This is a genomic window from Litoribrevibacter euphylliae (assembly GCF_042646085.1).
In the GTDB taxonomy this organism is placed as follows: domain Bacteria; phylum Pseudomonadota; class Gammaproteobacteria; order Pseudomonadales; family Litoribrevibacteraceae; genus Litoribrevibacter; species Litoribrevibacter euphylliae.
This window is the reverse complement of the sequence record NZ_JBHRSZ010000004.1, coordinates 644060-657243: the sequence shown is the minus strand read 5'-3', so window position 1 is coordinate 657243 and position 13184 is coordinate 644060. Positions and strand designations below refer to the sequence as shown.

14 protein-coding genes are annotated in these 13184 nt (G+C 44.5%); 7 read left to right on the top strand and 7 right to left on the bottom strand.

The genetic code is table 11. The features are described 5' to 3' along the window. The first annotated feature begins 155 nt into the window (after positions 1–155). Positions 156–608: a hotdog fold domain-containing protein gene (locus tag ACFOEK_RS10470; RefSeq protein WP_386720229.1), complete on the top strand. Its 453-nt coding sequence runs from the start codon at positions 156–158 to the stop codon at positions 606–608. A gap of 89 nt (positions 609–697) precedes the next feature. Here ACFOEK_RS10470 and ACFOEK_RS10465 read toward each other — a convergent pair whose 3' ends face one another. Further along, a complete protein-coding gene (locus ACFOEK_RS10465; RefSeq protein WP_386720226.1) occupies positions 698–1423 on the bottom strand; it encodes an NAD(P)-dependent oxidoreductase in 726 nt (241 codons plus the stop codon). Between the two features lie 192 nt (positions 1424–1615). Here ACFOEK_RS10465 and ACFOEK_RS10460 point away from each other — a divergent pair, with 192 nt between their 5' ends. From ACFOEK_RS10460 to ACFOEK_RS10450, 3 genes are all read left to right on the top strand, one after another. Continuing rightward, the gene (locus tag ACFOEK_RS10460) at positions 1616–2401 is read left to right on the top strand and encodes a substrate-binding periplasmic protein (protein WP_386720223.1); all 786 of its coding nucleotides are present in this window, start codon (positions 1616–1618) and stop codon (positions 2399–2401) included. Positions 2402–2525: 124 nt separating this feature from the next. Next, on the top strand, positions 2526–2693 hold the full coding sequence (locus tag ACFOEK_RS10455) for a hypothetical protein (RefSeq protein WP_386720220.1): 168 nt from the start codon (positions 2526–2528) through the stop codon (positions 2691–2693). Between the two features lie 171 nt (positions 2694–2864). Beyond that, complete coding sequence (locus tag ACFOEK_RS10450; RefSeq protein WP_386720217.1) at positions 2865–4043, top strand: 3-deoxy-7-phosphoheptulonate synthase; 1179 nt, start codon at positions 2865–2867, stop codon at positions 4041–4043. A 70-nt stretch (positions 4044–4113) separates the two neighbouring features. Here the strand turns inward: ACFOEK_RS10450 and ACFOEK_RS10445 are convergent, their stop codons facing one another. After that, positions 4114–4884 (bottom strand): substrate-binding periplasmic protein, encoded by a 771-nt coding sequence (locus ACFOEK_RS10445; protein ID WP_386720214.1) that lies wholly within the window; start codon positions 4882–4884, stop codon positions 4114–4116. Positions 4885–5119: 235 nt separating this feature from the next. Here ACFOEK_RS10445 and ACFOEK_RS10440 point away from each other — a divergent pair, with 235 nt between their 5' ends. Further along, on the top strand, positions 5120–6826 hold the full coding sequence (locus tag ACFOEK_RS10440; protein ID WP_386720211.1) for a methyl-accepting chemotaxis protein: 1707 nt from the start codon (positions 5120–5122) through the stop codon (positions 6824–6826). Positions 6827–6889: 63 nt separating this feature from the next. Here the strand turns inward: ACFOEK_RS10440 and ACFOEK_RS10435 are convergent, their stop codons facing one another. The 4 genes from ACFOEK_RS10435 to tmpT form a co-directional block, all read right to left on the bottom strand. Continuing rightward, positions 6890–8545, bottom strand: coding sequence for a sensor domain-containing diguanylate cyclase (locus tag ACFOEK_RS10435; protein ID WP_386720208.1), 1656 nt, complete (start codon positions 8543–8545; stop codon positions 6890–6892). A 286-nt stretch (positions 8546–8831) separates the two neighbouring features. Beyond that, complete coding sequence (locus ACFOEK_RS10430; RefSeq protein ID WP_386720205.1) at positions 8832–9122, bottom strand: YciI family protein; 291 nt, start codon at positions 9120–9122, stop codon at positions 8832–8834. 50 nt (positions 9123–9172) lie between these two features. Next, a complete protein-coding gene (locus tag ACFOEK_RS10425; protein WP_386720202.1) occupies positions 9173–9742 on the bottom strand; it encodes a TetR/AcrR family transcriptional regulator in 570 nt (189 codons plus the stop codon). Between the two features lie 125 nt (positions 9743–9867). Next, a complete protein-coding gene (gene tmpT, locus ACFOEK_RS10420) occupies positions 9868–10512 on the bottom strand; it encodes a thiopurine S-methyltransferase (protein WP_386720200.1) in 645 nt (214 codons plus the stop codon). A gap of 113 nt (positions 10513–10625) precedes the next feature. On the opposite strand from tmpT, the gene ACFOEK_RS10415 reads away from it, so the two are divergent. Further along, positions 10626–11108: a helix-turn-helix domain-containing protein gene (locus ACFOEK_RS10415; RefSeq protein WP_386720197.1), complete on the top strand. Its 483-nt coding sequence runs from the start codon at positions 10626–10628 to the stop codon at positions 11106–11108. 22 nt (positions 11109–11130) lie between these two features. Here the strand turns inward: ACFOEK_RS10415 and ACFOEK_RS10410 are convergent, their stop codons facing one another. Continuing rightward, positions 11131–12033, bottom strand: coding sequence for a LysR family transcriptional regulator (locus ACFOEK_RS10410; protein ID WP_386720194.1), 903 nt, complete (start codon positions 12031–12033; stop codon positions 11131–11133). A 112-nt stretch (positions 12034–12145) separates the two neighbouring features. Between ACFOEK_RS10410 and ACFOEK_RS10405 the strand changes: the two genes are divergently transcribed. Continuing rightward, on the top strand, positions 12146–13150 hold the full coding sequence (locus tag ACFOEK_RS10405; protein ID WP_386720191.1) for a zinc-binding alcohol dehydrogenase family protein: 1005 nt from the start codon (positions 12146–12148) through the stop codon (positions 13148–13150). Positions 13151–13184 lie beyond the last annotated feature (34 nt).

Genomic DNA, 13184 nt, shown 5'->3' with positions numbered 1-13184 from the left:
CTGATCATCCAGAGTTAATTTGGGCGAATCATATCACAGGGTCAAAGTTATAAATTAGAATTAAATTCTAGAATAATATTCTAATTTATATAATAATCCAGATTCTTAACCACGAATGGCACTAATGAGGCCAGAGATACTCGTCCGAGGAAGCTATGAAAACACAGAAAGTCTATGACCAACTTACAAAACTTCCTTTTGGAAAGTTCCTATTCAGCAAAGCCATCTGCTTCACTGCGCCCTATTTCGCAAGCATCAAGCCGGAAGTAAAAGAACTAGGTGCAGGTAAATGTGTCATCGCAATTAAGAAACGCCGTCGTGTGACCAATCACTTAAATACGGTTCACGCGATTGCCATGTGCAATATGGCCGAGTTGGCGGGCGGTATGATGACGGACGTTTCAATTCCCAAGGGCGCACGTTGGATTCCCGCCGGCATGGAAGTGAAATATAAGAAGAAAGCAAAAACGGACTTAACCGCCATCTCAGATGGTTCAAACATTGATTGGAGCCAGGAAGGGACTATACGTGTGCCTGTCTCGGTAATTGATACCAATGGCGACGAAGTCTTTTCTGCTGAAATTGATATGAATGTGAAACATGGCTAAAGGCGAAAACACCTGTAGATCAGCACATGCGTAAGAGCCTATAACGAAGTTCTACAACAAAGCTCTACAACGAATATCTACAACGAAGTTCAACAACCTTCGTTGTAGATGACAGGCGCCTGGCCTTTCCAGGACTGCCACAGAGTTTCGTCTGTAATCAACGCGGCCATAAAGTCTGCAACATTAATTCGGCTGGTTTTACCCGGGTCGAAAATAGCACTTCGAATGGGTGATGGGTGCAACTCATATCCGGACACTTGATTCTCATCGATCAAACCATCAGGCCGTACTACCACCCATTCGATTTGCTGATTATCCTGACCTATTTGTTTGCGTAAAAACTCCGCAGCTTGTTCATTATCCGCGTGAGGTGGCAATAATAGTTTCAGAAGGCCGATTACGATTTTTTGAGCAACCGATACTTGCTCTTTTAAATCTGAGTTTCGACACCCAGTTGAATTCATTAAAACGAACTTTTTAACACCGTTAAGATTTCTCGATTCCACTTCGCTGCAAATACGCTTAACACTGTCTCTGACCAATCGCCTTGGTTCACCATAAAGACCTTGCCAGCTTAGGTTATGCCCGAGACAACACACAATCGACGACGCTTCTTTAACCAAAAAACCGATTTCAGCCTCTGTGATGTCCGTAATGCTGACTTCAACAACATGAAGCAATGCATGATCCAGCACATCCATAGGCAAAGATTCTTTGGATCGAACGACGGCTATAACACTTTCATCTCTTTCTAATAGCGCCTCAACAACCAATCGTCCGGTTTGTCCATTGGCGCCAAGAACTAATGTGGTCATAGTTATCCCTAACTGAATAGCGTTATTTCTGAAATTACCTAGGGAAACGAGTTTAGCCTAAAGATTCACTGGACAATGTAAAATATTGAAACTGTAATATTTCAATACTTTTTGATTGAAACCATTTATTCTTAGCGCCCTTTACAAGTCCACGTTTGAACGCGGCATTGATTGAAGTGTCAGGATACAAGGATGATGGATTATTCATTCCCGAAATTTTTTTCGACGTTTCTATTCGTCTCTCTTTTCAGCTCTTACTCATGGAGCTCAAACTGTGACACATTGACGGTGGTCGGTTCAGACCAATGGATTCCTTTTGCTTTCCTAAACAAAGGAGACCAAGAACATATTGATGAAAAATATCCAACTGGTATTGCCTACGATGTTGTTCGTTTGATTGGAAGCGACTTGCACCTTTCGATTGATTTTCAGGTTGGACAACCTTGGCGTCGTATCGAACAAAAGATGGACAGTGGCCAAGCGGATCTTCTGGCAGGAAACTACTGGAATGAAGAGCGCGCTCAAAAATGGGCAATCACTAGAAGCTTCTCGCAAGATGAAGTGCGGATATACACTCATCAAAGAGGAAGGTTCAAGTTTACAAAAATCACTGATCTCAGAGAACGTCACGGGTTAATCCCAAGTGGTGTCAGTTTTGGGCAGGCATTTGATCAATACAAATCCGAACTGGATATTCAGGAAGTCAAAGATCACGAGCAAATTCTAGCCATGCTTAGCCACCGAAGAACGGATTACATCATTCTCCCCTACCTAAACACTCAAAGAAAAATCAAGCGCTACGGCTACGATGGGCAAATCGTTGCATTGGAAAAACCACTTAGCATCAACCAAGTTCATCTGTCTCTTGCCAAGCAGTCACCCTGCTACTCCGACGACCTGTTAAAGCGTATAAACCAGGTCATTACTAAGCGCAAAAAAGATGGTTCCATAAACGCGATTGAAAGAGCCTACATGTAACCATGGCACTCATATAAGTGATTTTATACTACGCCAAGTGATAAAAGATGTATGAATTTTTAAGACTAAGGTTGCAATCCTGAATTACATGGTTATTATCCAAAGAATGAACAGATTAAATGCAATGACTTCAAACAAACTTGCTACCCGCGCCAACAACGGACGCGGTATTTTTGTTGTGTCTTTGAAAGGTATTTCTTCTGTAAAGACCGTTAAGAATGTTGTTGCGTATTGGTGCTCCTCAGAGTTTTTCTTTGGCTATTACTTTAGCCAAATGCTGGGCACCCGCTAAGATTAGAAAAAATCACAGGCAGCCCGGCAAACTCCAGCCGACTGCCAAGAAACCCCGATTAGCAGTCAGCTGGTCGGGGTTTTTTTATGGTTATTCAAAACGTACTTTTTGAAACACCAGAAGCGCCTAAAAAGTTTTGGGGAAGAATGAAAATCTAAAGGAATAACCACAATGACGACTCGACTCAACAAACAAGACTCTGCTTTAACCGATACCTGTCAAAGCACCGATCACGCGAGAGAAACCTCAAGTGATGCGGCCAACGACGCAGATCAACCGCTGCAAAAGAGCCTGGCAGTGCGACCGTTGGAAACGCCCCGAGCGTTAAAACACCGACTGCCGCTTTCTGACCATTTAGCCCTTCAAGTTGATAAACACCGTCAACAGATCACCGATCTCCTTTCAAACAAACCTAACGAATCGAATAAGTTACTTGTCATCACCGGCCCTTGTTCACTTCATGATGAAAAAGCTGCCCTCGACTACGGTCGTCGCCTCAAAGCATTGAATGACCAACTCTCTGATCGCTTGATGATCGTCATGCGCACCTACGTTGAAAAACCAAGAACAACCACAGGCTGGAAAGGCCTGGCTTACGACCCTGAGCGTGATGGCAGCGGTAACATTGAGCTTGGTTTAACCCGTTCACGTGCTTTGCTTCTTAATCTGGTAGAAATGGGTCTACCTCTTGCTATTGAAGCACTTAGCCCGATGACCATGCTGTACCTGGATGATCTGATCAGTTGGACTGCCATTGGTGCGCGTACTTCGGAATCACAAATCCACCGTGAAATGATCAGTCACTTAGGCATGCCTGTGGGGATTAAAAACGGCACTGACGGCTCCGTCCAAAACGCAATCAATGCCATGATTTCTTCAAGCCGAAGCCATCATTGCTTAGGTATGGATCTGGACGGTCAAATTGCCATGCTGGACACCCCAGGAAACCCGGATACCCATATTGTTCTTCGTGGCGGTCGTAACCTAACTAACTACGATGAAACCAGCATCAAGGCTACGTTAGAGCAATTAGAGAAAGCGGCAAAGAGCGATCAACTGCATCCGAAAGTGATTGTGGACTGCAGCCACGATAACTCACAAAAGCAACACGAGCGCCAGATTCCGATTGCTCAAAAAGTGGTTGAACAACGTAAAGGACTTAACGGCCACCAAGCAAACCAGGGTATTGCAGGCATCATGCTGGAAAGCTTCATAGAACCTGGAAATCAAGGCATGAACGGGCCAAATAAAGATGGGCAACTGACTTACGGTTTGTCTATCACCGACGCTTGCATCAGCTGGAATCAAACAGAAACACTTCTGCGCGAGCTGCATGAATTAATGGCTTAGAAAAGGCCTCTATAATAGCGTCCAGATGTGAGTACTCATCATCTGGACGTTTCTCTTTAGGCTCTCTTTGTTATTCTCGATAACGGTCAATCAGTGCTTGTTTCTTCTTGATAAACTCAGTGTTGTTCGCCAACTTGTTAATCTCTTTCACTAATAACCTGGCATGTGGATGATCCTTCCGAATACCGATATGAAAAGGAATCAATGAATCAGGAATGAAGCGCACCGGGGCGTAACTCACCCTATGCTGATAACCAAATTTCTTAGCTAAATAGACAGCCTGTTCCGGAGGCATAATAAAGTAATCACCTTCTTCACGACCCAAAACCAGATGAATCATGCTCTCGAGGTCTTTTACTTCTTTATGCGGTAACGCCTTTGGAATATTGTCTGCCTCCCACTCTGCCCCAACTTGAGTTACCACAGTCAAAGATACTAAATCGCTGAACTCTTCTGCACTTTCCATCAAAGCGCGCTTCGGATGATCTTTTCTAAAAATCAGATAACCAAAATCGATTCGATAGACAGGAAAACTACTGAACGTCGCATACTTTTGACGTTTTTCGGACGGATAAGTCAACAACGCATCCAGTTGACCATGCTCAACCAAATACTGAGCTCTTGGCCACGGGTAGGCTTCCGCTTTGACCCGATAGCCCGGCAAATAATCAAACACCAAGCGAATCATGTCAGGAATCAAGCCATACGCTTTTTCATCATAAATACTACTTAACGGCGGCTCATCGTCAGTGACACCGAAAGTGATTAATTCCGCATGCAGCCTGACACTAAAAACAAGAAGAAGTATGGAAGGAATCAAATAAACCCATCTTAACTTCATCACAACATCCTCAGAAGCATCTCATACATCTAGGTTTAGCTGATCTAATTTAAATCTCAATACTTAATAACTAAATAAAGCACTCAAGCGTTAAAGCCTCAACCACAGATTTTTTCAATTTGGCAACAGAAATTTCAGGAAATGTCTTACATAAAGAACATCAAATCACCTGCAAAACGAGTGAGTTGAACTACACTTTCCGTAGATGTAGCTCGTCAAACTAAGGTGGTTCAGGATGAGCAAGAATTATTTTGGTAAGTTAAGTACGCGATTATTCTCTCCTCTCGTTCTTATACTGGTGGTAGTACTCATAGTATTGTTTACCTATGTTCCGCAAGTCACCAAAGAACACGCAATTGCAGCAGCCGTTTCTTCCGCAGAAAGTACCGTCAAGCAATACAAGACCATCCGTGGTTACTACACCAAGAACATCATCAAGAAAGTACTTCCTGTCGAAGGCATTCGCCCGCATTACGAACACAAGGATCAAGCCGGAATTGTTCCTTTACCTGCGACCTTTATTCACGACTTAAGCAAAGAGTTTTCTGATAACAACATCATTACTCTTAAACTTTATAGTCCGTATCCTTTTCCAAACCGGAAGAGCAGAACACTGGATGCCTTTGGCAAAGAAGCCTGGGACACGCTCAACCAAGATCCTAAACTCAGTTTTTCAAGGGTTGAAATGATCAAGGGCAAAGAAGTCGTTCGTGTGGCACTGGCCGATACCATGGCGGCACAAGGCTGTGTTAACTGCCATAACTCGCACCCAGACACCCCAAAAACCGGTTGGAAGCTTAATGACGTTCGAGGTATTTTGGAAGTCCAGGTGCCCATCGAAGAAGAACTCGCGAAAGCCGCCAGTCTCAACACCCAGATCGCCGTCATTATTCTGATTGTATTGGGTGGCACCGTCGGACTGCTGTTCTTTATGTTCAGAAAACTCATCTCTGAACGTCTACGTAAAGTTAAAGTAGCCTTGATGGACATTGCCGAGGGTGAAGGCAATCTTGATCAACGATTAGAAAGCGCTTCTCAAGATGAAATCGGTGACATCACCAGCGCCTTTAATCACTTTATGGAACGCCTGTCTACGACCATGAAAGACATCAATGCACAAGTAGAAGAGCTCACCAAAAGCACAGAGGATATGGAACGTATTACGCAACAAACCCAGAACGATGCCAAGAATCAACATCAAATTTCAGAGCGGGTTGCCCATTCCATGAATGAAATGGCGAACTCTACTCAAGAGATGCGAGACATTGCCGCCGAGACGGCTAACAGTTCAACGGAAACCCAAAAACAAACCAGCCAAGGCAACCGAACCGTAGAGGAAAACCTATCAGCCGTAGAAAACTTTGCGCAAGAAATGGAAAAAGTGGCAGAAGTGGTTGGAACCCTGGAAGCCGACAGCCAAAACATCGGTGGTGTGTTAGATGTTATTCGTGGCATTGCAGAACAAACTAACTTATTAGCATTGAATGCGGCCATCGAAGCCGCCCGAGCGGGTGAACAAGGTCGAGGCTTTGCCGTCGTTGCTGATGAAGTTCGAACACTCGCCAGCCGCACTCAAGAGTCGACAGAAGAAATCAATAAGATGATCGAACAACTACAACAAGGCGCTATTAATGCAGTAAGTACCATAGACAGAGGCAAGCAAAGCCTAAGCACGAGCAAAACAAAAGCGATGGAAACCAATGAAATGATTGAGAACGTCAGTCACGCCATCGAGAACATTCAAGAGCAAAATATGCAGCTTTCTCAAGCCGCTGAAACTCAGGCAGACATCACTCATGAGATCAACGATGGTATCGCCAGCATTAAAGACGTCACCGAGAAAACAAACGACAACTCGGAACAATTGCTGCAATTGGCGTTACGAATCAATCAATCCGTTAACCAGATAAATTCCCAATTGCAGAGGTTTGTCCAAAAATAAGATGAAATAAACGATTAGCTCAGTTCTGTGATAGCCGTTTTTTCGAAGTGCTATTTCAAAACGCTATTTCGAAACGGCACCCAACCGCCGACAGGATTTACTGCGTTTATGATCGTACATGCGTTGGTCAGCCAACGAGAGACAGGTGGAAATGGACGTTGCTTCGAAAGAGCTGGCCATACCAAAGCTCAAGCCAACCTGCTCCCAACCATTCTCTCTTAGCCAGCCTTCAACATCTTCGACCAAAGTTTGAAGGTAAATACAACAGGCTTCTGTTGACGCGAAGTTGACCGGATCAACCAGCAAAATAAACTCGTCACCACCGGTTCGAAAAGCCTGCCCTTTCTCTCCTAAATGATCACTCAATAAGGAAGCACTCTCTTTCAACAAGCGATCACCCGTATCATGCCCCATCTGATCATTGACGGTTTTCATGCCATCCAGATCAATAAAGGTTACCACCACTTCGGCTTTCGCTGCTTTTAGCGCTTCATTAAAAGAGAACCGATTACCTACTTGTGTGAGAGGGTCAACTCTCGCTTGGTAATAGCTTCGATTAAACTCAACTTGTTTCTGTCTCATCCACTCAGACATCGACAGCAAAATGCATAGACAATCCAGAGCCAAGGCCACCAAGACTACAAGCTCTGGATACAAATCTGTCGCTTGATCGGTTACATGTGAATAGATATAGAAGACCAATGACGCGGCATACAAGCCACTTCCCAGCACATAATACTTAGCCCGAAAGTCACTTAGGCGAAGCATATACAGCCCAACAAACAACATGATGGGAACCCAAGTCGCCGCCAAAAGATGTGAAACAATAAACGCCTGATAAAAGGCCAGAAACGGTATAGCAAGCCCTAACATCACACTGGCATAAGAGAAAACCTTCAATACCCGAGAAAGCCTTGGAGCCTCGTCATCGCAGGCAAATAGTAACCGGGTAAAATAGCTGGCAGACGCAATCGCAAACGGAAAAAGCAAGATACCACCATAAGCCGTATTCACCAGCGGATTACGCCAAAGATCCTCAACTAATCCAGCCGCCGCAGCCCAACCTATACCGTGCAAACCTATGTACCCGGCACAAGCCAATGTAACGGCATAGCCAGTACGGAAATAGACAATCAGTGCTAGCGCAGCTAATACCAGCATCATGGTAACGGTCGCAACGGTAATCAGATTCAGCAGCAATTGTTTTCGATAAAACTGAGCCTCATTCAAAATATCGATGGACGTAGAATAAACAAATTGATCCGAAGCCAGATAAACCCATAGCTCACCACTTTGCTTTGGTTCAGTTATTAACGCCAACGCCTGATAGTGAGCCAATCTGGGAGTTATTTCATCGTTTGTCTGAGAAAATTCGGCCAGAACTGATCGTTGACTGGCGTCGTCAGGTACCCAATAAGCAATGCCTTTATCAATAAAATTAGCATTGACGACAACATACCATAATGCGCGTTCAGACAAGGAAGATCTGAGCGGTATTCGAGCAACGTAACCACCACGTTTTCCTAACAAATTGCTCTCTGCAAATGCGCTTTGTTGATAAGCCGAAATTAATTTTTGATAGTCAGGTGAGTCAGCGAACTCCGGCACTTTATACCATAGTGCGTTGTCTTCCACCTTATGCTGACCATGTGTATTAAGGTCAATCGACAGTTCAGCTTTGGCCCCAAACGAGACCAACATTAAGACAAGTAAAAGCATGCGTGAGCATAAAAAAGATAGGGCACACCCCGAGTACAAAGCAGACATCCTAGTTAAGGTTTGATTAAACATTGAGCGCCCTTGAAAAGCCAATTATGGATTCAACGGAGGCCTAATTTTGATGCTTCCATTCAGTGGTTGGCAATAATAAGAGATTACTACATATAAGCAACCAGCTTATCGCCAAACAGCAACCATCTAAGGATAGTAAAAGAGCAAAATGTTGGTACTCATGTTTAAAACCAGAACTCATCTGCTATTCAAACAACTCGGTGATTTAGACTTCTCATCCCTGATCAATTAGAAACGAAAAACGTTCATCCCCCTTGTTTGGAATGAACTCAATGATTTCCGGTGTAACGACATTTTCCGCCACAAACGGGTCATCCTTAATGCGTTGCTCCAATGCATCACGGCTAAGATTATGAACAAGAATACCGCCACCCACGTCGGGTAAACTTCCAACCAATGCAAACACGCCATCCTGAATGCCCTGTTCGATCCATGCTTTATGAGCGTCCATGAATTGTCCGGCTTGTGCTTTGTTCTCTGAAAATTTCAGCATCACGATAAACATGTTTTCTCTCCCTTGGTCATCTATATGAAGTAGTTGTGTATATAAAGCGGTTATGAATTCGACAGTTGCTGTTCCAACCATTGATTTAGCGTCTTTACTTCATCATGAATAAACGATTCGTCCTGAAAGGCGCTGGCTAAAGTCGCGATTCCCTGGCTTCGCGCCAAAAGATGCATAGCCAATTCATCTGACTGGTCGCCACATCCCTGAGCTTCAAATTGCTGTGTTAGCCAGCCCCGAAACAAGGTAAACACTTCATTGGCTCGACCCAAAGCCACATGATTCAGCTTGGCTAACTCTGTGGTTAGCGTTCCGACAGGACAGCCGTACAAAGTGATCTTCGCCATGTTACGAATCAAAATTTGGATAAAACATCGAATGCGAGCATCAGGCGTCTCCCCTTCCAATTCCCACTCATCCAACATGGATTGGGTATTGGCCAGTCGCAAATCAATAACTGCATCCAGTATTTGATCCTTGCTTTTGAAGTGGTGATAAAAGTTTCCACGAGAAATATTTACTTCTTTCGCGATGTGCGCAAACGAGGTGTGTTCAAACCCTTGCTGATAAAAGAGTTCATCGGCACGTTCGACAATTAATTCTCGGGTAGATTGATTCATCTGAGTTCCTAACGACACTAACATTGAGCGCCTTCTTACAGGCTAGGACATACGTCCTAAACTAAAAATAGGACAGCCGTCCTAGCCTGTCAATACTCTTCTAAATAAAACGTTCCCCTTTCTCTTTAGCAAGACGTTGGCTGCAACAACCATACGCTCTCAACGGCTTCAACCTGACCCTTAAGGCAGCCCTCTACTGCTTTCAAGTCCTGCTGACTGATTTCAAACTGCGCTTGGTAATGTTGAAATAGCTCTTCTTGCGAAATAGAAAATGGTGGGCCGTCCAATTTCGATTGATCGTATTGATAAGAGATCACTAACTGAGGTGCACAGGAGGTTAAGGTCACCAATAGTTGGGTATAGCGCTTACGCGTTTCCAACGGCAAAGCAACCAGTGCCGCCCTGTCATAAATAGCATTAACCTCTCCGACCATGTCAGGCGTCAAGGCAAAGACATCGCCGACAAAAATATCAATCCCTGCAGCACGATAGAGAGCGTGATTCTCTAGAGTGATAATCTCTGGATCGACCTCTAGCTCTTCAAATAGCTCTTGAACAGCAAGTTCACTGAGCTCCGCCCCCACCACTTGATAGCCTTGTGACATTAACCAGGCAATGTCACGAGTTTTTCCGCATAGGGGGATAAATACTCTGGCCCCGGGCATCACGTTCAAACTAGCAAAGTGCGTGACCAGAAAGTCGTTCACTTCGTCTTCATGAAAAGCTATTTCTTTCCTTTCCCATCGTTCATACCAAAAACTTGCGTCCATAGTTCCTCCTAATAAAACTATGTGGATCATCCAAATTTAAAACTAAGGAACCTTGCTTTTGTGCAGGTTCAAACCTAGCATACGACTTAAAGTCAACTTTAGGTCAAGACCTTATGCCCAATTCAACAGAACTAAATAGCGATACTCAAAAGACAGCGTTAAATAAAAAGAAACCTGTGGTTCAAAAAGAATCGTTGGATATTGGCGAGGTCTCCAAAGCAACGGGCTTGCCTGCTTCGGCGTTAAGATATTACGAAGAAAAAGGATTGATTAAATCCCATGGCCGGAACGGCTTACGAAGGCTCTTCCCGGCCAGTGTGATTCAGAAGCTTGCCTTGATCTCTCTTGGCCGAGTTGCTGGCCTGTCGCTCGATGAGATTGGCAGTATGTTCACCCCTAACGGCCCTGAAATTGATAGACAACTGCTGTTAGACAAAGCGGATGAGCTTGATGGAAAAATCAAAGAACTGACCCGGATGCGAGATGGCCTTCGACATGCGGCCGCGTGCAAAGCACCCAGCCACTTTGAGTGCCCCAAGTTTTTACGGATCTTGAATGTCGCAACAAAATTTCGACCCGCGCCTAGCCGTAAATAACTCATAGCTGAGAATAAACTGACTAGGATAAAACGATTGACGCTAATCGCTCTTTCAGGAATTCGCGAAACGTCATCACGAGAGGAGTAATCTGTCGGCGATCGGCATACATCATATTGAGCGGAATCACTGTCGTATTCCATTCCGAACAAAGTTCGACTAACGCGCCGGATTCCAAATCTCTCGCCAAATCCAGCTCGGAACGATAGGCAATGCCATAGCCATTCAACAACCAACGACGCACCACATCGCTGTCATTAGTTACTCGATGACACGACACTTTCACTTCAAGCGTTTCAGTTTGACTTTGGAATTCCCACTCATCATAGACTCGACCGTATCGCATAAAACTAATGCATTGATGATGAACCAGTTCCTTAGGTTCTTTGGGCGCCCCATATTTTTCTATATATATTGGAGAAGCACACAATACTCGCCGAATATCAGGCAGCAAGACCGTAGAAACCAAACTTGAATCCGGGAGATAGCCATATCTAAGAGTAAGATCAATGGCCTCACTGTAAATATCACTAACGGTGTCAGACGCAAACACCTGTATTTGCACTTGAGGATGGGCATCCATAAATTCATCGATCCAAGGCAGTACAATATTACGCCCGAGATCCGATGGCATTGAGATTCGCAATTTGCCCCTTAACTCTTGTGTCGACGAATGTATTTCATTCACCGAAGCTTCCAATATATCCAACGCCTGGTGAGCCGATTCAACAAAGCGCTCCCCTTCATTCGTTAATCGTAGACTTCGCGTTGAGCGCACCAAGAGCTGAAAATCCAATTCAGCTTCTAAGCGTTTAACCGCAGCGCTCACTGCGGCAGGCGTTTGATCAAGATCTCTGGCGGCCTGAGAAATACTTCCCGCCTCCACAACCCGTAAGAAAACGCGTATATCCTGAAGTGACTTCATAATTATCAAATATTTTTTGAAAGTAAGTTAAATAATACCTTATTTTTCAAAATAGAATTTACATTTAATCTGTCCCTATCTTATTTAGTTGTTCGATTTTAGGAGCTCAGACATGAAAGCCATTGGCTACCAAACCCCTACCCCACAATTAACTGACACATCACTACTGGATATCGAAGTCGACAAACCAAGCGCTACCGGCCACGACGTATTAGTGAAAATAGATGCTATCTCAGTGAACCCGGTTGACACTAAAGTTCGCATGGGCGCAGAGCCTCAAGGCTCCGACTACAAGATTTTAGGCTGGGATGCCGTCGGGACGGTTGAAGCCATTGGCGACAAAGTCACATTGTTCAGGCCTGGCGACAAAGTGTTTTACGCAGGCGATCTAACCCGCCCAGGTACCAACAGTGAATTTCATCTAGTAGATGAACGTATCGCAGGCTTAGCACCAAGAAGTATCAACAATGCCGAAGCAGCCGCTTTGCCTCTCACCGCTATTACTGCATGGGAACTTCTGTTTGATCGTTTGAACTATTCCGACGACAGTCAGGAAACGGTTCTAGTGGTTGGCGCCGCCGGCGGTGTTGGCTCCATTCTTGTTCAGCTAGCAAAACAGCTGACTCAACTGAACATCATTGCAACGGCTTCTCGCGATGAAAGCAAAGAATGGCTGCTTGAGCTGGGGGCTGATCAAGTCATCAATCACAGGAACCCACTCAGTGAAGAACTAAACGCCATTGGCATTGATCAAGTGGACACGGTAATTTCATTAACCAATACAGATGATCATTTGGATGAAATCATTACTAGCCTGAAGCCGCAAGGCCGCTTGGCATTAATTGATGACCCGAAAGAATTGGATGTCAGAAAGCTCAAATTAAAAAGCATATCTTTGCATTGGGAGTTTATGTACACCCGCTCTATGTTCCAAACAGACGATCAAATCAAACAGCATCAATTGCTAAATCAAGTGGCATCTTTGATTGATCAAGGCAAAATCAAAACCACCTTGGCTAAACACCTCGGTAGCATCAACGCCGCTAACGTGATGGAAGCCCACAGAATACTCGAATCGGGTACATCTCGCGGCAAAATTGTTTTGGAAGGTTTCTAACACTGTATAAGGGTCACTCGATCTGAGTGGCCCT